Source organism: Actinoplanes sp. NPDC049599 (genome assembly GCF_044465625.1).
In the GTDB taxonomy this organism is placed as follows: domain Bacteria; phylum Actinomycetota; class Actinomycetes; order Mycobacteriales; family Micromonosporaceae; genus Actinoplanes.
Genome location: NZ_JBITLX010000003.1, coordinates 278,254 through 299,171, shown reverse-complemented (window position 1 = coordinate 299,171; position 20,918 = coordinate 278,254). Strand labels below are relative to the sequence as shown.

Below are 20,918 nucleotides of genomic sequence, written 5' to 3'. Positions count from 1 at the left end.
TCAGGGCCGCAGCAGCCGGTCGTACTCGGCCTGGGTGACCGACCAGTCCCAGGTGATCATCGCGTGCTCGGCGGCGGCTTCGCCGGCCTTGCGCCAGGTCTCCTCGGTGGCGGTGAGCCGCAGGATCCGCTCGGCGGCCCGCTGCGGCGTGGTCACGATCCAGTCCGCCGGGAAGATGCTGCGGGCCCCGGCCTGCCGGCCGGCGAAGAACGGCCAGTCCCGGACCACGGGTACGGCGGAACTGGCCGCCCCCTCGATCAGGCCCAGGTGGAAGCTCTCCCGCACGGACGTGCTCAGGATGACGCCGACCTCGGTCAGCGCCCCCGGCACGTCGTCGGTCTGCCCGACCCGGCGCACCGCCCCCGCGGCCTCCAGCTCGGCCAGGTCGCGGGCGTACCGCTCGTGGTAGGCCGCGGCGGTCGGGGTGGCCAGGCCGTCCAGTTCCTTGCCGATCAGCACGAGTGCGTAGCGCTCGTCCTGGCGGCGCAACTCCCGCAGCACCTCGAAGGCCCACCGCGGGTCCTTCGCGATGGCGCTCAGCCCGATCAGCCCGAGCGTGAACCGGGCGTCGGCGGACTTCGGCAGGCGGTAGCGGTCCAGCCGGACCGCGTTGGTGACCACCGGCGTGCGCGGCGCACCCGGTCCCCGCAGCCGGGGCACCGCGTCCAGGGTGAAGTCGCGCAGCGGCTCGGAGACGAAGACCAGGTCGTCGACCCGGGAGAAGTCGATCAGGTGCGGGAAGACCGTGAACGCCTCGTAGCTGTGCAGCCGCACGATGATCCGGGTGCTGCCCGGGTCGACCACGGTGAGCAGCGCGGCCTGTATCAGGCACCAGTCCACGAAGACGGTGTCGGCCCACTGCACCATCGGCGCGAGCCACTCGCGGATCGCGTCGCCGTACGCGGAGCTGCCGGCCAGCTTGTGCCGGATGAGCTTGCCGGTCTGCCGGGTGAGCATTTCGCGCTCCGGGTCAGCCAGCAGGTCGAGGCTGCGTACCTCAAAGTCCGCGTCGGCCTCGTAGCGGGCCCGGATGTCGGTGAGGAAGTACTGGTTGTCGCGGGTGACGAAGAGCAGGCGGTGCGGACGGTCGGTGGGCGCCGCCGCGGCCGGCGTCGAGCGGCCCTGCGGGGCAGCCAGCGCCCGGCCGGCCGCGCTGCCGTGCAGCGGCGCGAGGAAGCCGCGGGGGTCCTGCGCGCTCGGTGATTCCAGCGCGTCGAAGTGCGCGGCCCGGTTGAACATCAGCGGGATGACCCGGGCGACCGCGCGGGTGGCCTCGGTGACGTCGTCGCGGCGCAGCGCCGCGTCGGCCGCGTCGAGCTCGGCGCCGGCGGCCGTGCCGAGGAAGCCGGGCACGCGGCCGGCCTCGAACTCGGCGGCCGCCGCCGCGTTCAGCCAGGCCGCCCGCCGCGTCAGGCTGCGCATCCGCCGGGTCGCGGCCACCCGGACCGCGCCGGCCTCGGTGGGGAGCTTCAGCGTCAGCAGCCGCCCGGCGACCCGGTCCGCCCAGCGCAGGCGGGTGTCGTCGCTGAGGCCGGGTGCGTTCAGCACGAGCTCCCACGTGCGGCGGCCGCGGGCCGCGCGCAGGAACCTGTCCTCCGCACCCCGCTCGGCCGCCCGTTCGGTGAGCAGGTCCGCGCGGGCGCGCAGCTTGTCGGTGGCCGCCGCGGGCGAGGGGCCGCGTCCCAGCAGGCGGCGGACCGCGTACCGCGAGGGGTGTTGCGCGCGGCGGTCCACCGCGGCCAGCGCGGCCGGCAGCCCCAGGACGGCATCGGCCGCCCGGTGGCGGCGGGCGAGCTGCCAGACGGTGTGTACGGCGTTCGGGTCCAGCGCGACGATCACGTCGGCCGCGCGGGCGAGCCGGTGCAATCGCGGGTCGCGGCGCGCCCGCAGCCACAGCTTGCGGCTCTTCGGCTCGTCCTGGTACGCCTCCTGCTCCGCCTGCGGCAGTTTCTTCGCCGCGAACAGGCCCTTGACGGTGGCCACGTCCTCCGGCACCACGACCTTCGCCGGGTTGCCGCCGCAGACGTACGTGACGTGCGCCCCGTTGTCCCGCAACGTCCGCAGGGTGTCCGCGAAGACGGTGGGCCGGGCCGGCAGCCAGTTGGAGACGATCAGTACCTGGGTCATGAGGTTTCTCCGGCGGGCACGGGCGTCGGGCGGACGGTGGTGGTGACTTGCCGGACGGCCGGCTCCAGCAGGGCCGTACGGGTGTGCCCGGCCGCCGCCCCGCGGGCTGCCTGCCGGTCCTCGGCGGTGGCCGTCAGTGCGAGCCGGGCGGCCTGGCGGAACGACTCGGCGAGCAGCCCCGCCTCGTGCCCCACCGCGCCGGTCCACATCGGGCTGCCGGTCAGCACCCGGGCGCCGGCGTGGTCGGGCTTGTGCACGGACAGCACCGGCATGCCGCCGGCCAGCGCCTCGTATGCCCGGCCGCTACCGGTCTCGATGAGAACCAGGACGTCCCAGCCGGCGTAGAGCTGGGCCACCTCGGCGCGCGGCACCGGTCCGCCCGTGCGGACCCCGTCCTCGTACGCCGTGCGCACCAGCTCCTCGGCAGCGGTGTCCTCGCACGTCGCGCCGGCCCGGAACTCCAGCGTCGCGTCCGCCAGCGCCGGATCCTCGGCGCGGGCCTTGCGCCAGCCGTCCAGCACCGCGGTCAGCACGGCGGCCGGGACGGTGATCGTGCCGAGGTGTCCGAACCGCAGGCCGGCCCCGGGCTTGCGGGCCCGGTCCGCCGGCGGGACGGCTTCCTCGTCGTAGCCGTCGGGCACCGTCGCCACGCGGTCGGCGACCGCCGGAAAGCGGGTGCGGTAGTGCTCGGCGACGGGTTCCTCGGCGCACCAGACGGCCACCGCCTCGGCCAGCACCTTGGCTTCCCAGCGCCCGGCGATGGAGGTGGGGGTGAACGTCTCCTCCCCGGCCCCGTCCACCGACCAGCCGGCCCCCAGGTCGACCACGTACGGCACCTGATGCTCCTGCCACAGCCGCCAGGTGGCGGCCAGGCTCACGAACGGCGCGCAGGCGGTGACCAGCAGGTCGGCCGGATCCCGCCGGTGCAGCGCGAGGATCGCCCGCTCCAGGGCCGGCCGCCAGCCGCCGAAGTGCGGCTCGGGGAAGACCTCCCGGTTGCGCAGGTCCGCCTCGGCCGCCCACCCCGCCGGGTCGACCGAGCGTGCCCTGGTGAAGGCGCGGATGTCGGTGTCGAGCTCGGCGCGCCGCAGCGGCAGCTCCACCACGCGGATCCGCGGGTCGAGGCCGGACTCGCGCTCGCCGCAGGCCGTGACCACGGTTATGTCCCAGCCCTGGGCGTACAGCTGATCGGCCGTCGCGCGCATCCGGTCGGCGCAGCTCGCCGCCGCCGGGAAGCCGAGCGCCAGATAGTAGGCATGCGGTCGGCCGCTGTCGGGCCGGCGCCGCGGGCCGCTGACCCGGGCCCAGCGGCGGCCGATCGACCGGTGGCGATGGTTCATGGGTGGGGCACCTTACTTCCGGCGTGCAGCGGTGGGTGCGCCGTCATGGGACGAAGAACGTCAACCGATGGCGAGTTAAAGTAAAACATCCAATCGGGAAAGTCATTCATCATCGGAAATCCGTCGGCGGTATCGCTGTCCGCGATGATCTCAATACGCAGAGTCCGGGTTCCGGGGTACCCCGGACGGCCGGGTGCGGCAGCCTTATAAAGTCGGGCGAGAATTGATTTCGGCGACGTTACGACGCTACCGTCCGCGTGCCCTGTCCGAGCGGGGTACGAAACGGCGCCGACTCGGCGTGGTGATCAACACAAGACATGTGAAGCGGGAAGAGAGCGTCATGGGAACCGACGTGGCTGGGCCCCCGGAGGGCCGCCGCCGGATCGTCATGCTGGTCGACAACGGCGTGAACGGCGACTCACGGGTGCAGAAGGAGGCCCGCTCCGCGGCCGAGGCCGGCTGGGACGTGACGCTGCTGGGCCGCTCGCCCGACAAGCAGGAACACACCTGGACGCTCGGGCCGGCCAAGGTCCGCCTGCTGCCGATGCTCACGCCGCAGCAGAAGCGCCCGCACGAGTTCCGCCGGCACTGGGTGCTGGCGCCGCTGGCGTACCCGCCGACGGGCGTGGGCGCGCAGCGCGCCCAGACGATGCGCGCCTGGAAGGCCGACCTGCGGGTGCGGCACGCGGAGACCCCCGGCAAGCTCAGCCTGCGCGTCGAGTCGGTGCTGGCCCGGGCCGTGTCGCGCTGGGTGTCGCTGCGGCGGCGGCAGACCGACCGGTGGCGGCAGGCCCGCAAGCGGCTGGACACGCCCTCCGACCGCCTCTACACCTGGTTCTGGCAGAAGGCGATGGGCGAGCGGTCCTGGCGTCGGATCGAGCCGGGCCTGTGGACCTGGGAGCTCGCCTACGGCCCCGCCATCGACGAGCTCAAGCCCGACCTGATCCACGCCAACGACTTCCGGATGATCGGCGTCGGCGCCCGCGCGAAGATCCGCGCCAAGGCCAAGGGCCGCGACGTGAAGCTGGTCTGGGACGCCCACGAGTTCCTGCCCGGCGTCCGCCCGTGGACCGATCACGAGCGCTGGCGGATCGGGCACATGGCCCACGAGCGCGAGTACGTGAAGTACGTGGACGCCGCGATGACCGTCTCCGACGACCTCGCCGGCATGCTCCAGGAGGCGCACGGCCTGCCCGAGCGCCCGCTGGTGGTGCTGAACACCCCGGCCGTCGAGCACGGCCCCGAGCAGGAGGACGGCGGGGAGCTCCCGGACGTGCCCTCGGCCGACCTGCGGGCCATGTGCGGCGTCGGCCCCGAGGTCCCGTTGCTGGTCTACAGCGGTGCGGCGGCACCGCAGCGCGGCCTGGACATCATGGTCGAGGCGCTGCCCCGCCAGCCCGGCGTGCACGTCGCGCTGGTCACCAACAACCACCACGGCCCGTTCATGACCGGGCTGGTCGACCGGGCCCGCGAGCTGGGCGTGCTGGACCGGGTGCACGTGCTGTCGTACGTGCCGCACTGGCAGGTGGTGCCGATGCTCTCCGGCGCCGACCTGGGCGTGATCCCGATCCACCACTGGCCGAACCACGAGATCGCCCTGATCACCAAGTTCTTCGAGTACTCGCACGCCCGGCTGCCGCTGGTGGTCAGCGACGTGCGGACGATGTCCGCGACGGTCCGGGCGACCGGCCAGGGTGAGGTCTTCAAGGCCGAGGACCTGGACGACTACGTGCGCGCCGTGCAGACGGTGCTGGCCGACCCCGAGCGCTACCGGGGCGCGTACGACAAGCCGGGCCTGCTCGACGAATGGACCTGGACGGCCCAGGCGAAGGTCCTGACCTCCGTGTACCGCCGGGTCCTCGGATAACTCTCATCACCGACAGGAGCACCGCCACCATGAAGATCTGTGTTGTCGCCCTGGGCAAGATCGGGCTGCCGCTCGCCGTCCAGTTCGCGTCCAAGGGCCACACCGTGATCGGTGCCGACGTCTCCGAGCCGACGGTGCGCACGGTCAACGAGGGCCTGGTGCCGTTCCCGGGCGAGGCCGACCTGGACGTGAAGCTCAAGCAGGCGGTCAACGCCGGCCTGCTGACGGCCACCACCGACACCGCCGCCGCGGTCGCCGAGGCGGAGGCCGTGGTCGTGGTGGTGCCGCTGTTCGTCGACGGCGAGGGCGTGCCGGACTTCGGCTGGATGGAGTCCGCGACCCGCGACATCGCCCGCGGCCTGCGGCCCGGCACCCTGGTCAGCTACGAGACCACGCTGCCGGTCGGCACCACCCGCACCCGCTGGGCGCCGCTGCTGGAGGAGGGCTCCGGCCTGGTCGCCGGGCGCGACTTCCACCTGGTCTTCAGCCCGGAGCGGGTGCTCACCGGCCGGGTCTTCGCCGACCTGCGCAAGTACCCCAAGCTGGTCGGCGGCGTCGACGCCGCGTCGGCCCAGCGCGGCATCGAGTTCTACTCCGCCGTGCTCGACTTCGACGACCGCCCCGACCTGGAGCGCCCGAACGGCGTCTGGGACCTGGGCTCGGCCGAGGCCGCCGAGCTGGCGAAGCTGGCCGAGACCACCTACCGGGACGTCAACATCGGGCTGGCCAACCAGTTCGCCCGGTACGCCGACACCATCGACGTCGACATCAACCTGGTCATCGACGCCTGCAACACCCAGCCGTACAGCCACATCCACCGGCCGGGCATCGCGGTCGGCGGGCACTGCATCCCGGTCTACCCGCGGCTCTACCTCTGGAACGACCCGTCGGCCACGGTGGTCCGCTCGGCCCGCGAGGCCAACGCGGCGATGCCGGCGTACGCGGTGGACCTGCTGGCCGCCGCGGTCGGCGACCTGAACGGCCTGGGTGTGCTGGTGCTCGGTGCGGCCTACCGCGGCGGGGTCAAGGAGACGGCGTTCTCCGGCGTCTTCCCGGCCGTCGAGGAGCTGCGCCGCCGGGGCGCCAACCCGTACGTCTCCGACCCGATGTACTCCGCGGCCGAGCTGGCCGCCCTGGGCCTGCCCACCTGGAACGGCGAGGAGCTGGGCGCCGCGGTCGTGCAGGCCGACCACGCCGAGTACCGCAGCCTGACCGCCGCGGACCTGCCCGGCGTCAAGGTCATCGTCGACGGCCGGCGCACCACCGACCCGGAGCGTCTCGAAGGCATCCGCCGGATCGTCATCGGCGGCTGACGGGTGATCCCGGGGCGGTGCCGACCGCCCCGGGACCGTCTCAGACCTCGCGGCTGACGATCTCGCCGCGCTCGTCCACCCAGCCCTTGGGCCGGGCCGGGTTCCCCGCCACCAGCTGGTACGGCGGCACGTCCCTGGTCACCACCGAGCCGGCCGCGATCATCGCGTACTCGCCGACCTCGATGCCGCAGACCAGCGTCGCGTTCGCGCCGATCGAGGCGCCGCGCCGGACCAGGGTCGGGGTGATCTTCCAGTCCGGGTTCTGCGCCCGGGGCCGCAGGTCGTTGGTGAAGACCGCGCACGGCCCGACGAAGACCTCGTCCTCGATCGTGACGCCCTGGTACACCGAGACGTTGTTCTGAATCTTGACGCGGCTGCCGACCACGGCGTTGGCGTCCAGGTAGACGTTGCGCCCGATGACGCACTCCTCGCCGACCACGGCGGACGAGCGGACGTGCGCGAGGTGCCAGACCTTGGTCCCGGCGCCGAGCGTGGCGCCGTCCTCCACGTCCGCGGAGGGGTGGACGAAGGTCTCATTGTGGGTGTGTTCCATCGGTGCAGTGTGGTCCCTGACCGGTACCGAGTTGAAATCGGGGAAACAATTGCGGAATGTCACTGGTGCTACTCTGGGCGTTCCCCTCTGAGACATCGTACGGACGGTCTGCGCACATATATGAACTTCATCAGCGTCGTTGTTCCCGCGTGGCGCGTGCAGGGATATCTCGCCGAGTGTCTGGCCTCGGTTCTTGATCAGCAGACAGTGGACGCCGAGGTGATCGGCATCGACGACGCGTCCCCGGATCACTCGGGTGAGGTGCTCGACGAGCGTGCGGCACGTGACTCCCGGCTGACCGTTGTGCACCTGCCGGCCACCGGTGGCCCCGGCCCGGCCCGCAACGCCGGGCTCGACCGCGCCTGCGGTGAGTACGTCTGGTTCGTCGACGGCGACGACCGGATCGTGCCCGGCGCGCTGGCCGCCATCGAGGCGCGGCTGCTCGAGGAGAAGCCCGACGTGCTCGTCGTGGGCGCCGCGCGCGAACGGTGGAACAGGTCCGTGTCGGGCTGGCGCACGCCGAAGTCCGTGGCCACCGGCGCCGAGGCGCTGACCCAGCCGGCGCCCCCGCTGGGCGCCCTGGTGGTGCGCCGGCAGTTCCTCACCGAGTCGGGGATCCGCTTCCGCCCGGGGTGGTACGAGGACGTCGCCTTCGCGTACGCGGTGCTCGCCGAGGCGGGCAGCGTCGCGACGTTCACGCCGGCCTGCTACATCCGCCGGCTGGACCGGGACGGCTCGATCCGCACCACCCGCTCGGCCCGGCACGCCGACGCGGTGGCGCAGTGGGACGACGCGCTGAGCCGTCCGGCGGTGGCCGGCGCCCCGGCCAAGCTGCGCCGGCGGGCGCTCGACCGGGCCGTGACCGAGCTGTTGAAGATCGTGGCGGACGGCTCCCGGGTGCCCCGGGACGCCCGCCGCGCGATGTTCACCGCGGTGTCCGAGCTGCAGCGCAAACACGAGGCGGGCGCCGGCGGGTTGCGGCACAAACTGGTCGCCGCCGACTTGTTCGCGGCATACCGGGCCCTGAAAGCCGTGCGGGGAGCGGTCGAGTCGACACGCAGCGTGCCCGGCACGGCCAAGGCCCGGCTGCGCAAGCGCGCCCTGCGCTGGTACTACCGGTGGCAGCTGCGCCGCCCGCTCGACGAGAACCTGGCCGTCTACGCGGCGTACTGGTATCGCGGTTATGCCTGCAACCCGGCCGCCATCTACGAGAAGGCCCGGGAGCTGGCTCCCGGCCTCCGGGGCGTCTGGGTGGTCAAGCCCGGCCACCAGCCGCTGCCCAAGGGCGTCGACTACGTGGTCGCCGGCAGCCGCGCCTATTTCCGCGCCATCGCGCGCGCCAAATACCTGATCAACAATGCGACCTTCCCGCCGGACGTGGTGAAGCGCAAGGGCGCCGTCCACGTGCAGACCCACCACGGCACCCCGCTCAAGACGATGGGCCTGGACCAGCCCAAGTTCCCGGCGTCCACGGTCGGATACAACGCCGAGCGGATGCGCCGCAACATCAACAAGTGGGACTTCAGCATCACCGCCAACCGGCACACCACGTTGCTCTGGGACCGGCAGTTCCCGATCAAGGGCGAGACGCTGGAGACCGGCTACCCGCGCAACGACCGGCTGGCCCTGGCCACCGCCGCGGACGTCGCGTCGGCCCGGGCCGAGCTGGGCATCGCGCCCGGCGAGCGGGTGGTGCTCTACACCCCGACCCACCGCGAGTGGCACGCCACGTTCACCCCGGTGCTCGACGTCGATGCGCTCGCCGAGGCGCTCGGCCCGGACACCCGGGTGCTGCTGCGCGGCCACTACTTCTACGGCCTGGCGGGCTTCCCGGCCCAGCACCCGCGGGTCACCGACGTGTCGTCCTTCCCCGCCGTGGAAACGCTCTACCTGGCCGCCGACGCATTGATCACCGACTTCTCCTCGGTGATGTTCGACTATGCCGTGCTGGACCGGCCATTGATCATCTTTGCGCCGGACTGGGACATCTACCGGGCCGTGCGGGGTGTCACTTTTGACCTCGCGACCGAGCATCCCGGCACTTTCACCCGTACGTTCGAGGAACTGGTCGCGGCCTTCCGCGGCGGGCAGGTGACCAGCGCCGCGGCCGCCGCGGCCCGGGCGCGGTTCCGGGAGCGGTTCTGCTCTCTCGAGGACGGCCACGCCGCCGAACGCGTGGTCCGCCGGGTGTTCCTGACGGATGGAAGGGCACAAGCCGATGCCTGAGCTCGTACCCGGACTCGTCAGCGTGATCGTGCCCATCTACAACGTGGAGCCGTTCCTGCGGGACTGCCTGGACTCGCTGCGCGCGCAGACCTACACCGCCCTGCAGGTGCTGATGGTCGACGACGGCAGCACCGACGGCTGCGCGGCCATCGCCGAGGAGTTCGCCGCGGCGGACCCCCGGTTCGAGCTGATCCGGCAGGCCAACGCGGGGCTCAGCGCCGCCCGCAACGTCGCCGTGCCGGTCGCCAGGGGTGAATACCTGGCGTTCGTGGACAGCGACGACGTGCTGGCGGCGCACGCGTACGAGCTGCTGGTGCAGGCCCTGGCCGGGGGCGCCGACTTCGCCAGCGGTGCGGTGCGGCGGTATTCGTCGCGCGGCACGTACCGGGGTGCCCCGCACAACGACGCGATCGGCCCCACCGACCTGGACACGCACGTCTCGCGGAACGCGAAGCTGCTGCGCGACCGGACCATCTGGAACAAGCTGTACCGCCGCAGCTTCTACGACGCGCACGGTTTTACGTTCCCGGTCGGCCGGCTGTTCGAGGACGTGCCGGTCACCGTGCCGGCGCACGCGCTGGCCGGCAGCGTCGCGGTGGTCAACGAGCCGATCTACTTCTGGCGGGTCCGCGAGGGCGCGGTCCGCTCGATCACCCAGTCCGACAACGACCTGCGCAACCTGGTCGACCGCTTCCACTCGGTCAACCTGACCCGCCAGGCCCTGCGCGACGCCGGCCGGCACGACCTGCTCCGGGTGTACGAGGAGCAGGCCGTCTGGGACAAGCTCAGCGGCTACCTGAAGTTCCTGCCGGCCGCCTCGCCGGAGTTCCGCGAGACGTTCCTGGAGCTGGCCACGGGTTACCTCGCCGAGCTGGACCCGGGCGCCGTCGACCGGCAGCCCGCCCAGGTCCGCCGGCACTGGAAGCTGATCCGGGACCGCCGGGTCGACGACCTGATCGAGCTCATCGACCACGGCTTCCGCAAGCCCAAGCCGCCGCCGCAGCCGAAGCTGGAATCGGCCGTGCGCAGCCTGTCCTGGCAGGACGGCCGGCTGGAGCTGACCGGCTACGCCTACGTGCCCGGTGGCGCGCCGCGCCGGTTCGGCTCGATGCGGCTGCTCTGGCTGTCCAGCGACGGCGGCCGGCGCAAGATCCCGCTGCGCGCCCGGGCCCACCAGGACCCCGCGGCCTCCCCGGCCGAGCAGGCGGCGGGCTTCGCCGTCTCGATCAACCCGGCGGCCCTGCGCAACGGCAAGGTCTGGCGCAGCGGCACCTGGACCGTCGCGGTCGCCGCGGCCCGGGGCATCACGGTGCGCCGGGCCGGGCTGCAGATGCCCGAGGAGTGGACCGACCCGCTGCCTCGCCTGCAGCTGGACGCCGGCGTCTGGGTGGCGCCGATCGTGACCAAGGGCCGGCTGCGGCTGCGGGTGAGCAAATCCGACGGCTGGCTGACCGGGAGTCACCGCGACGGCGCCGACCTGGTGCTCACCGGCATGCTGCGGAACAAGCCGAAGGGCCCGGTGCGGATCGAGCTGAGCCGGGTCCGCGGCATCGTCACCCACCGGATGCCGGCCGAGGTGACCCCGGTCGGTGCCGGCTTCGCCTTCACCGCGCGGGTGCCGCTGACCGATATCGCCCTCGACGTCACCGACGACAACCACGCCGGCGGGCTGTACGCCCAGCGCTTCAAGATCGACATCGTGGTCAAGGACAAGCCGGTCCAGCTGGTCGCCGACGACGGGTATGCGCAGACCCGCACCGTGCAGGGCACCGACGAGGTCTACACGACCGTCTCCGCCGCCGGGCACGTCTCGCTCTGCACCCGCCCGGTCGGCCCGGTGGTGACCGCGGCCGACTGGCGGCCCGACGGCGCGCTCGTGCTCAGCGGCGACAGTCCACGCGACGTCGAGGGTGAGCTGCTGCTGCGGCTGCGCGGCCGGCGCAAGGACCTCAGCCTGCCGCTGCGGGCGCGGGACGGTCGCTGGCAGGTGCTCCTCGACCCGTCCGCGGTGCCCGGCCTGGCCGGCCCGTTGCCGCTGGTCGCGGGCACCTGGGACCTGTCGTTCCGGTCCGCGGGCGTGCACCACCGCACGACCATCGGGATCGGCTTCGCCGGCGCGGTCTCCGCGGCCCTGCCGACCTCGGCGACGGCCGGCGACGGCGTGCGCAGCGTGCTGCGGTCGGCCGGCAACGAGCGGGCCGTTCTGGTCGTCGAGGCGCCCGAGCTGGACCCGGCCGAGCAGGAGCGGCTCCGGGCCGCGTACGCCCCGGTCGCCGGCCGCCCGGCCCTGCGTGACGTGGTGCTCTTCGACGCCGCGCCGGGCCGCCGCTTCGCCGACGATCCCGCCGCGGTGCTGGCCGAGCTGACCGGCCGGCCCGACGCCCCCGCCGCCCGCTGGACGGTGGAGCGCGGCCAGCCGGTGCCGCCCGGCGCAGAGCCGGTCGCCTACGGCAGCGAGTCCTGGTACGCGACCCTGACCACCAGCCGCTGGATCGTCGCCAACGACGACCTGCCGCGCTGGTTCCAGCCGCAGCCGGGCCAGGTGGTGCTCCGGCTGGCCGGCGGCTGGCCGATCACCCGGTTCGGCGCCACGGCGGTGGCCCACCCGCTGGGCCAGGAGCTGATCGACCAGCTCGACTCCGACGCGGCGAGCTGGACGGCGGTCGTGTCCCCCGGTGCGTCGGCCACCCCGGTGCTGCGCCGCGAGCTGCGCTTTGATGGCCCGGTGCTGGAGTACGGCCGCCCCGCCAACGACGCGCTCACCACCCGGGACGCCGAGGCGACCCGGGCCGAGGTGCTGCGCCGCCTGGAGCTGCCCCCGGCCACCCGGCTGGTCCTGTACGCACCCACCCGGCGCCCGATGGACCTGCGCAAACGGGGCTGGAGCGACCCCGGCAAGCTGCTGGACCTGCCCGGCGTCGTGGCGGCCCTGCCACCCGGCCACGAGCTGCTGGTCCGCCGGCACCCGGCGCTCGGCGACGACGTGCTGGGCCTGGTGCCGGGCGTGCTGGACGTCTCCGGCTACCCCCGGGTGGCCGAGCTGCTGCTCGCCGCCGACGTGCTGATCACCGACTACTCGGCCCTGCTGGCCGACTTCGCGGTCACCGGCCGGCCGGCCTTCCTCTACGTCCCCGACCTGGCGGAGTTCGAGGCCTCGCCGGGCCTCAACGTCGACCTCCGCGCGGCGGCGCCCGGACCGCTGCTCCGCACCTCCGCGGAGGTGGTGGCGGCGGTGCAGGCCATCACCACCGTCGCCGCCGAGCACGAGCAGGCGGCCAAGGCGTTCGCGGAGAGCCACGCGACCGCCGGGGCGGGCCAGGCGGCCGTGCGGCTGGTCGACTGGCTGCTCGCGGCCGGGCGAAAGGGAGTGGCGGTGGAGGCGGCGTGACTGAGGCCACTATCGTTTTGCCATGACCTCCATCGCGCTCGCTGAGGAACTCCTCCTCCTCGCGTACGACGACCAGACCGGCAAGGCGACCGGTTCCCGCATCGGGCTCGACCTCGGGATGTCCGCGGCCGTGCTGGTGGACCTCGCGCTGGCCGGCCGGATCGCCTATGTGAACGGGAACCTGGTCGTCAACGACCCGACGCCGATCGGGGACCCGATCGCGGACCTGGTGCTCGCCAAGGCCGCCGCGGACGAGCCGCACACCCCCGCGCAGTGGGTGCAGCGGCTGCGCCACAACCTGCGGAACAGGGTGCTGCAGGACCTGCTCGACCGGGGCGTGGTGCGGGACGTGGACGAGACCCAGATGGGTCACATCCACGTGCATCGCTACCCGACGGCGGACCCCGCGTACGAGGCGGAGATCCGCAAGCGGCTGGCCGAGGCGCTGATCTCCGACGCGCCGCCGGACGAGCGCACCGCCGCGCTGGTCACGCTGCTCGTCGCGACCCGGATGGAGCCCGCGCTGCGGCTGCCGCCGGAGGAAGCCGCGCGGGCCCATCAGCGGCTGGAGGAGATCGCCAGCGGTGCGGGCTTCTCCGGCACGATGAACCTCGAGGACTCGATCGTGCGCCCGAGCGTCGCCCTGGTGGTGGCCACGCTGAGCCGCGCGATCTCCGCGGCGCTGGGCGCGCCGAAGGCCTGACGGATGCGGGACCGGGGCCGTCGCCGGCCCCGGTCCGCGCCGCTCAGGCCAGGCCGAGGGCGGCGGAGATCTCCGCGCGCAGCCCGCTCTCCATCGCCGTCACCGCGCGCGCCCGGGCCCCGGCCAGGTCACCGCCGGTCACCGGCTCGACGACCTCCAGGTACGCCTTGAGCTTCGGCTCGGTGCCGGACGGCCGGATGACCACCCGGGCCCGCGCCGTGCGCAGCGTCAGCACGTCGGCGTCCGGCAGCCGGTCCTCGACCTCGGTGACCGGGTCGCCGAGCAGGCTCGCGGGCGGGCTCTGCCGGATCCGGGCCATCGTGGTGGTGATCAGGCTCAGGTCCTCGACGCGCATCGAGACCTGCCCGGTGCGGTGCACCCCGAACTCCGCGTCCAGCTCGTCGAGGCGGTCCGCCAGGGTGCGGCCCTCGGCCTTCAGCGAGGCGGCCAGGTCGGCGACGGTCACGGCCGCGGTGATGCCGTCCTTGTCGCGGACCAGGTCGGGCGCGACGCAGTAGCCCAGCGCCTCCTCGTAGCCGTACGCGAGCTTCTCGGCGCCCCGCACGATCCACTTGAAGCCGGTCAGGGTCTCCGCGTACGGCACGCCCCGGGCCGCGCACAGCGCCCGCAGCAGCGTCGACGAGACGATCGTGGTCGCGTACGTGCCGGTGACGCCGCGGCGGATCAGGTGGTCGGCGAGCAGCACACCGAGCTCGTCCCCGCTCAGCGGCCGCCAGCTGCCCGGCTCGGCGGCGGGGATCGCGATCGCGCACCGGTCGGCGTCCGGGTCGTTGGCGATGGCCAGGTCGGCGCCGGTCCGGGCGGCCAGGGCCAGCAGCAGGTCCATCGCCCCCGGCTCCTCCGGGTTGGGGAACGCGACGGTCGGGAACGCCGGGTCCGGATCGGCCTGCTCGACGACCACGGCGGGCGCGGCGAATCCGGCCGCGGTGAACGTCGCAACCAGCACCTTGCCGCCGACCCCGTGCAGCGGCGTGTACGCCACCGTCAGGTCGCGCGGGCCGGCGGTGACGACCGCGGCGGCGCTGTCCACGTACCGCTGGACCACCGTCTCGTCGAGGACCGTGCCGGGATCGCCCAGCGGGACCTCCGCGAGCGAGCCGACCGCCTGGATGGCGGCCTCGATGCCGGCGTCGGCCGGCGGCACGATCTGCGCCCCGGCGCCGGCCGGCCCGCCGAGCTGCGCGCCCAGGTAGACCTTGTAGCCGTTGTCCTGGGGCGGGTTGTGGCTGGCGGTGACCATGACACCGGCCACGGCGTCAAGCTCGCGCACGGCGTACGCCAGCACCGGCGTGGGCAGCGGCCGGGGCAGCAGCAGGGCCTCGCGACCGGCGGCGGTGGCCACGCGCGCGGTCTGCTCGGCGAAGTCGCGGGAGCCGTACCGGGCGTCGTACCCGATGACCAGCGGTCCCTGCCCGCCCTGCGCGCCCAGCCAGCCGATCAGGCCCGCCGCGGCGCGGGTGACCACCGCGAGGTTCATCCCGTTGGGTCCGGCCCGCAGCCGGCCGCGCAGGCCGGCCGTCCCGAAGGTCAGCGGGCCGGCGAACCGGTCCGCCAGCTCGGCGGCGCTGTCCGGGAGCCGGGCGAGCAGCTCCCGGATCTCGTCACGCGCGCCGGGGTCGGGATCGTCGGCCAGCCAGGTCTCGGCCAGCCTGCGGAGATCGTCAGTTGCCATGCTCAGTGGATAGCACGGCCGGGCAGGTCAGCTCGACTTGAGGGTGAAGGTCTTCGCCATCTCGTCGAAGTACTGCTTGCTGTCGGCGAACTGCGACTCGGTGGTGGTGAGGTAGAAGGAGTACATCTTGCCGTCGGTGGTGGTCTGCCGCCAGATGCCGTGCCGCATGCTGTCGCCCTCGCCGCAGGTGTACTCGAACTGGGCGGCGGGCAGCCCGGACATCTCCACGTCGGTGGTGCCCAGGTGGTTGAACGGCTTCGGGCACGCCTTCGACTTCTTCAGCGTGCCGGGCGCGGTGGTCTCGGCGAACTTGCGGGGCGGGATCGACCCCTTCTCGACCAGCACCCGGACCTTGGTCGACTTCTCCTCCGGGTTGACGTAGTCGACCCAGCTGCCGGTCGCGGCGCGTTCCCAGCTCTTCGGGACCTTGACCGTGACGGCCTTGTCGCCCTTGTAGTCCTGGGTCGCGAACGAGGCCGGCACCACCTGGTCGCCGGCGGCCGGCTGGTCGGGCGGCGTGACCGGGTCGCCGCCGCCGGCCAGGGAGAAGACCAGGACCAGCACCACCAGCACGGCCAGCGCGCCGCCGCCGGCGGCGAGCTGGGTGTTGCGCGGCCAGCCCTTGACCGTGGTGACCGCCTTGCCGGTGGCCTCCCGGACCGAGCCGACCGTCCTGTCGATCATCGCGCGGCGCTTGGCGGCCGGGCTGCTCACGACCGTGCCGGGCAGCGGGTCGCGGGCCGCGCGGGCGCCGTCCCACTGCCGGCGCGGCGGGAGCACGCTGGTCTCGTCGCTCTCCGAGCCGCCGGACTGCGGGATGACGCTGGTGCGGTTGTTGTCCATCGGCGGGGGCGGCGGGTAGGCGCCGGTCGGTGCGCTGGCGGCCTGGGCCTCGGCGGCGCGCCGCCGGCCACCGCCGGTGGCGCCGCCCTGCTGGACGTTGGACAGGCGCCCGGTCAGCGACTCGCCGGGGGCGAGCATGGCCCGGCCGCCGATCTGGCCGGACGGCTTCGGCTGGGCCGGCGGGATCGGCTGGGTCTCGGCCGCCGGCGGGCGCTGCGACGGGACCACCGAGTAGGGGTCCGTCATCATGTGCGGCGGGGCCTTGCTGGCCAGCGGGCCGGCGAGCTGCTGGCGCAGCATCGTGCGGGCGGTCTGCACGTCGAAGCGGCGGGCCGGGTCCTTCTCCAGCAGGCCCATGAGCACGGGGGTCAGCGAGGCCGCGCGCACGGCCGGGGTCGGCGGGTCCTCGACGACGGCGTGCATCGTCTCGATCGGGTCGCCCTTGTCGAACGGGGGCCGGCCCTCGATCGCGGTGTAGAGCGTGACACCCAATGAGAAAAGGTCGCTGGGCGGGCCGAAGTCGCTGCCCATGGCGCGCTCGGGGGAGATGAAGTGCGGCGAGCCGAGCACCATGCCGGGCGTGGTGAGCTGCACGTCGGTGGGCATCCGGGCGACGCCGAAGTCGGTGAGCACGCAGCGGCCGTCGGTGCAGATCAGCACGTTGGCCGGCTTGACGTCGCGGTGCAGCACGCCGTGCGCGTGGGCCACCTCGAGCGCGCCGAGCAGGGCGATGCCGATCTTGGCGACCACCCGGGGGTTGACCGGCCCGTCCTCGATCACCATGTCGGCGAGGCTGCGGGCCTCCAGCAGCTCCATGACGATCCACGGCCGGCCGTTCTCGTGCACGACGTCGTAGACCTGGACGACCGCCGGGTGCTGCAGGGCCGCCGCGGCGCGGGCCTCACGCATCGTGCGTTCGTACATCGAGTCGCGGTCGCTGGGGGCCAGTCCGGGCGGGAGGATGACCTCCTTGATGGCGACGTCACGGCGCAGCAGCGTGTCCGCCGCGCGCCAGACCGTGCCCATGCCACCGTGGCCGACCGCGGCACGCAGTGTGTACCGCCCGCCGATGAGCGTGCCCGGGGCTGCGCGTCCGCTGGTCGGAGCAGAGTTGCCACCGCTCCAGGTCGGAATCTGAGTCACGTGAGATGCCACCGAGGGGGTGTAGGGGGCTGTCGGCCAACTCCGCTATCTTGCCGGGTCCCACCCCGATTCGGAAAGTCGCTGGAAGGGTGTTCTGTGGAACTCGACCCTCGGTAGCCGAGTTGTCGCGTACGGTGGAACTTTTCGGACGCTGAGTGCAAAATCCCTCACCCCGTCCGACCGCCCCGCCACCGCCCTTGCACGGACTGAAGGCTGTTCCCCGCTTAACGCTGCTTTAGGATCGAGCTGTGAACGCTGAATCCGGGTTTGAGGTCAAGCCGGTCTACGGCCGCGGTGACGTGGCGCCGGACATCGACGAAAAGCTCGGCGAGCCGGGTGGTTATCCGTACACCCGGGGCGTCTACCCGACGATGTACACCAAGCGCCCGTGGACCATGCGGCAGTACGCGGGGTTCGGCACCGCGGTGGAGTCCAACGCCCGCTACCACCAGCTGCTGGCCGCCGGGACGATGGGCCTGTCCGTCGCGTTCGACCTGCCCACCCAGATGGGCTACGACTCCGACGACCCGATCGCGCACGGCGAGGTCGGCAAGGTCGGCGTGGCCATCGACTCGATCGACGACATGCGGCAGCTCTTCGCCGGCATCCCGCTCGACCGGGTATCCACGTCGATGACGATCAACGCGCCCGGCTCGGTGCTGCTGCTGCTCTACCAACTGGTGGCGGAGGAGCAGGGGGTGCCCGGCGCCGCGCTGACCGGCACCATCCAGAACGACATCCTCAAGGAGTACATCGCCCGGGGGACGTACATCTTCCCGCCCAAGCCGTCGCTGCGGCTGGTCGCGGACACGTTCGCCTACTGCCACGCCGAGATCCCGAAGTGGAACACCATCTCCATCTCCGGCTACCACATGGCCGAGGCCGGCGCGACGCCCGCGCAGGAGATCGCGTTCACCCTGGCCAACGGCATCGAGTACGTGCGCACGGCGATCGCCGCCGGGCTCGCAGTGGACGACTTCGCGCCCCGGCTCTCGTTCTTCTTCGTCGCCCGCACCACGCTGCTGGAGGAGATCGCGAAGTTCCGCGCCGCCCGCCGGATGTGGGCCCGGATCATGCGCGAGGAGTTCGGTGCGAAGAATCCGAAGTCGCTGATGCTGCGCTTCCACACCCAGACCGCCGGGGTCCAGCTCACCGCCCAGCAGCCCGAGGTCAACCTGGTCCGGGTCGCGATCCAGGCGCTCGGCGCGGTGGCCGGCGGCACCCAGTCGCTGCACACCAACGCCTACGACGAGGCGATCGCGCTGCCCACCCAGAAGTCGGCCCGGCTGGCCCTGCGCACCCAGCAGGTGCTGGCCTACGAGACCGGGCTGGTCGACACTGTGGACCCGTTCGCCGGCTCGTACGTGATCGAGGCGATGACCGACGAGGTGGAGGCCGCGGCCACCGCGCTGATCGAGCGGGTGTTCAGCTACGGCTCCTCGGTGGACGCCATCGAGCAGGGCTTTCAGAAGCAGGAGATCGAGGCGTCCGCGTACCGGATCTCGCAGCAGATCGACAGCGGCGAGCGCGTCGTGGTCGGGGTCAACCGCTTCGGCGCCGCCGAGGAGGAGAAGTACGAGCCGCTGCGCGTCAACCCGGAGATCGAGGCCGACCAGGCCGCCCGGCTGGCCGAGCTGCGGTCCGAACGCGACTCCGGCGCGGTCGAGGCGGCGCTGACCGACCTGCGGAAGGCCGCCGAGGGCACGGAGAACGTGCTGCTGCCGATGCGCGAGGCCTTGCGGCTGCGTGCCACCGTGGGAGAGGTGTGCACCACCCTGCGAGGCGTCTGGGGCGTGTACCACCCGGTGGAACACTTCTAGATCTTCATAACCTCCGGTAATCGCCATCCGTTGGAGACAGCGGCGCCGCCCACCAGCTCTATCAGGGCATCAGTAACACAGCGCAAGTCGATCAATACGGGAATGACGTTGCACAGCGTCACCTGAACAGGTCTAGGCTTTCGCGCGTTGCGGTAACCGGCTTCACATGACGAGAGCGATAGAGAATCCGACGTGACGAGTGCATTGACCGTGTCCGACAGCTCACCGCACGCTGCCTTCCCGGGGCCGCCGCCGGGAGCCGAACCGCTGCCCGGCCAGCTGGACCGCTGGCTCGCCTCCCGGGGCGCCGAGTTGGTAGCCATCCGGCGGCACATTCACGCGCACCCGGAGCCGTCGAACGCGGAGTTCGAGACGGCCGCCCTGATCGCCCGCGAGCTCGCCGTGGCCGGCCTCAGCCCGCGGCTGCTGCCCAAGGGCAACGGGCTGATCTGTGACATCGGCGAGGGCGACCGGGTGGTCGCGTTCCGCGCGGACCTGGACGCCCTGCCGCTGCAGGACACCAAGGCGGTGTCCTACCGCTCGACGGTCCCCAAGGTCGCCCACGCCTGCGGCCATGACGTGCACACGACCGTGCTGCTGGGCCTCGGCCTGGCCCTGGCCCAGCTGAACGAGCAGGGCGAACTCCCCGGCCGGGTCCGGCTGATCTTCCAGCCCGCCGAGGAGTGCGTGCCCTCCGGCGCCCCCGAGGTGATCGCCTCCGGCGCGCTCAAGGACGTCGTGGCGATCTACGCGCTGCACTGCTACCCCCAGCTGCCGGCCGGGCTGGTGGGGGTCCGCTCGGGCCCGTTCACGGCCGCCGCCGACACCGTCGAGGTGCGCCTGTCCGGCCCGGGCGGCCACACCGCCCGGCCGCACCTGACCGCCGACCTGGTGCACGCGCTGGGCCGGGTCATCGTCGACGTGCCGGCCCTGCTGGACCGCCGGGTCGACCCCCGCGCGGGAGTGTCGATGGTCTGGGGCGCGGTGAAGGCCGGCGAGGCGTTCAACGCGATCCCCGGCGAGGGCCAGGTCCTCGGCACCGTCCGCATCCTCAACCGCGACGCCTGGCGCGAAGCCCCCGAACTGATCACCAAACTGATCCGCGACGTGGTGGCACCGACCGGCGCCGAGGTCGAGGTCCGCTACATCCGCGGCGTACCCCCGGTGATCAACGACCGGATGGCCGCCGCGGTGATCGCGGGCGCGGCGGGCGCGGCGCTGGGCGCAGACCGGGTGGTCGAGGCCGAGATCAGCATGGGCGGCGAGGACTTCGCCTTCTACCTGGACCAGGTGCCGGGCGCGATGATCCGCCTCGGCACGGGGACGCCGGGCGCGGAGAGCAAGCCCGACCTGCACACCGCGAACTTCGACGTGGACGAGAAGTGCATCGGGTACGGGGTCAGGGTGATGGTCCACACGGCGTTGGCGGCTTTGTCCACGGGAGCTTTTTAAGATCCAATTCCGGTCGTGCCTGGTTGCATGGTGCTGACCGTCGCTCCCGCCGAACGCGAGCTGATTGCATGGTTGGTTTCGCTGCCGGCTGGGTGCATGGCTTCTGCTCTGTTGCCGGCTGGGTGCATGGTGGGCTTGGGGGCGGGGATGACCCACGCGGCTCGTCAGGCTTGATATCTGCGTGGGTCATCCCCGCCCCAAGCCCTGTTGTGGTCGTCCTCGCTGCCCTACCGCCGGCCTGTTGATTGCGGGCGGGGCGCTGACTTCGATCTTGGTAAACGGTGGCCCCGGAGAGTCTTCTGCACGGCTGGTTCGGTGGTTGATCGCCATAGCCAGGACGGGCGCAGGGAGCAGCCGGTCGTCTCGCAGGCGCATGGACCTGGACGGATCGGGTCCTTGCCGTGGATCGGTGGACCCGGCTCCGGTCCGCTGACCGCTGGCGACAACTCT

Annotated in this window: 12 protein-coding genes; 7 read left to right on the top strand and 5 right to left on the bottom strand. The window is 72.7% G+C overall.

The window, feature by feature from the left end; all coding sequences use genetic code 11:
• Both ACIBQZ_RS07590 and ACIBQZ_RS07585 read right to left on the bottom strand, forming a co-directional pair.
• Positions 1 to 2,127, bottom strand: a complete 2,127-nt coding sequence (locus ACIBQZ_RS07590) for a glycosyltransferase family 1 protein (RefSeq protein ID WP_396087653.1) — start codon at positions 2,125 to 2,127, stop codon at positions 1 to 3.
• Entirely contained in the window at positions 2,124 to 3,467 is a 1,344-nt protein-coding gene (locus tag ACIBQZ_RS07585; protein WP_396087652.1) for a glycosyl transferase, read from the bottom strand. Before ACIBQZ_RS07585 ends, ACIBQZ_RS07590 begins: the two co-directional genes overlap by 4 nt.
• Positions 3,468 to 3,855: 388 nt before the next feature.
• Between ACIBQZ_RS07585 and ACIBQZ_RS07580 the strand changes: the two genes are divergently transcribed.
• Positions 3,856 to 5,334, top strand: a complete 1,479-nt coding sequence (locus tag ACIBQZ_RS07580; RefSeq protein ID WP_396087925.1) for a glycosyltransferase family 4 protein — start codon at positions 3,856 to 3,858, stop codon at positions 5,332 to 5,334.
• A 29-nt stretch (positions 5,335 to 5,363) separates the two neighbouring features.
• A complete protein-coding gene (locus ACIBQZ_RS07575) occupies positions 5,364 to 6,647 on the top strand; it encodes a nucleotide sugar dehydrogenase (protein WP_396087651.1) in 1,284 nt (427 codons plus the stop codon).
• A gap of 40 nt (positions 6,648 to 6,687) precedes the next feature.
• On the opposite strand, the gene ACIBQZ_RS07570 is transcribed toward ACIBQZ_RS07575, so the two are convergent.
• The gene (locus tag ACIBQZ_RS07570; protein ID WP_396087650.1) at positions 6,688 to 7,200 is read right to left on the bottom strand and encodes an acyltransferase; all 513 of its coding nucleotides are present in this window, start codon (positions 7,198 to 7,200) and stop codon (positions 6,688 to 6,690) included.
• 120 nt (positions 7,201 to 7,320) lie between these two features.
• Here ACIBQZ_RS07570 and ACIBQZ_RS07565 point away from each other — a divergent pair, with 120 nt between their 5' ends.
• The 3 genes from ACIBQZ_RS07565 to ACIBQZ_RS07555 are packed head-to-tail and all read left to right on the top strand — an operon-like array spanning position 7,321 to position 13,517.
• The gene (locus ACIBQZ_RS07565) at positions 7,321 to 9,426 is read left to right on the top strand and encodes a CDP-glycerol glycerophosphotransferase family protein (RefSeq protein WP_396087649.1); all 2,106 of its coding nucleotides are present in this window, start codon (positions 7,321 to 7,323) and stop codon (positions 9,424 to 9,426) included.
• Positions 9,419 to 12,814, top strand: coding sequence for a CDP-glycerol glycerophosphotransferase family protein (locus tag ACIBQZ_RS07560; protein WP_396087648.1), 3,396 nt, complete (start codon positions 9,419 to 9,421; stop codon positions 12,812 to 12,814). Before ACIBQZ_RS07565 ends, ACIBQZ_RS07560 begins: the two co-directional genes overlap by 8 nt.
• A 22-nt stretch (positions 12,815 to 12,836) precedes the next feature.
• Positions 12,837 to 13,517: a GPP34 family phosphoprotein gene (locus ACIBQZ_RS07555; RefSeq protein ID WP_396087647.1), complete on the top strand. Its 681-nt coding sequence runs from the start codon at positions 12,837 to 12,839 to the stop codon at positions 13,515 to 13,517.
• Between the two features lie 43 nt (positions 13,518 to 13,560).
• Here ACIBQZ_RS07555 and ACIBQZ_RS07550 read toward each other — a convergent pair whose 3' ends face one another.
• Both ACIBQZ_RS07550 and ACIBQZ_RS07545 read right to left on the bottom strand, forming a co-directional pair.
• Complete coding sequence (locus ACIBQZ_RS07550) at positions 13,561 to 15,210, bottom strand: phospho-sugar mutase (RefSeq protein ID WP_396087646.1); 1,650 nt, start codon at positions 15,208 to 15,210, stop codon at positions 13,561 to 13,563.
• 27 nt (positions 15,211 to 15,237) lie between these two features.
• Positions 15,238 to 17,196 (bottom strand): serine/threonine-protein kinase, encoded by a 1,959-nt coding sequence (locus ACIBQZ_RS07545; RefSeq protein ID WP_396087645.1) that lies wholly within the window; start codon positions 17,194 to 17,196, stop codon positions 15,238 to 15,240.
• A gap of 248 nt (positions 17,197 to 17,444) precedes the next feature.
• Here ACIBQZ_RS07545 and ACIBQZ_RS07540 point away from each other — a divergent pair, with 248 nt between their 5' ends.
• Together ACIBQZ_RS07540 and ACIBQZ_RS07535 are read left to right on the top strand one after the other, a co-directional pair.
• Positions 17,445 to 19,016, top strand: coding sequence for a methylmalonyl-CoA mutase (locus ACIBQZ_RS07540; RefSeq protein WP_396087644.1), 1,572 nt, complete (start codon positions 17,445 to 17,447; stop codon positions 19,014 to 19,016).
• 192 nt (positions 19,017 to 19,208) lie between these two features.
• Positions 19,209 to 20,468 carry an amidohydrolase gene (locus ACIBQZ_RS07535; protein ID WP_396087643.1) on the top strand — a complete coding sequence of 420 codons (1,260 nt, stop codon included), beginning with the start codon at positions 19,209 to 19,211 and terminating at the stop codon, positions 20,466 to 20,468.
• Positions 20,469 to 20,918 lie beyond the last annotated feature (450 nt).

What these genes read in the sequence shown, in the direction of transcription:
- ACIBQZ_RS07570 (WP_396087650.1), bottom strand. Translation starts at nt 7,200, where the DNA reads ATGGAACACACCCACAATGAGACCTTCGTCCACCCCTCCGCGGACGTG.
- ACIBQZ_RS07575 (WP_396087651.1), top strand. Translation starts at nt 5,364, where the DNA reads ATGAAGATCTGTGTTGTCGCCCTGGGCAAGATCGGGCTGCCGCTCGCC.
- ACIBQZ_RS07585 (WP_396087652.1), bottom strand. Translation starts at nt 3,467, where the DNA reads ATGAACCATCGCCACCGGTCGATCGGCCGCCGCTGGGCCCGGGTCAGC.
- ACIBQZ_RS07590 (WP_396087653.1), bottom strand. Translation starts at nt 2,127, where the DNA reads ATGACCCAGGTACTGATCGTCTCCAACTGGCTGCCGGCCCGGCCCACC.
- ACIBQZ_RS07555 (WP_396087647.1), top strand. Translation starts at nt 12,837, where the DNA reads ATGACCTCCATCGCGCTCGCTGAGGAACTCCTCCTCCTCGCGTACGAC.
- ACIBQZ_RS07565 (WP_396087649.1), top strand. Translation starts at nt 7,321, where the DNA reads ATGAACTTCATCAGCGTCGTTGTTCCCGCGTGGCGCGTGCAGGGATAT.
- ACIBQZ_RS07550 (WP_396087646.1), bottom strand. Translation starts at nt 15,210, where the DNA reads ATGGCAACTGACGATCTCCGCAGGCTGGCCGAGACCTGGCTGGCCGAC.
- ACIBQZ_RS07560 (WP_396087648.1), top strand. Translation starts at nt 9,419, where the DNA reads ATGCCTGAGCTCGTACCCGGACTCGTCAGCGTGATCGTGCCCATCTAC.
- ACIBQZ_RS07580 (WP_396087925.1), top strand. Translation starts at nt 3,856, where the DNA reads ATGCTGGTCGACAACGGCGTGAACGGCGACTCACGGGTGCAGAAGGAG.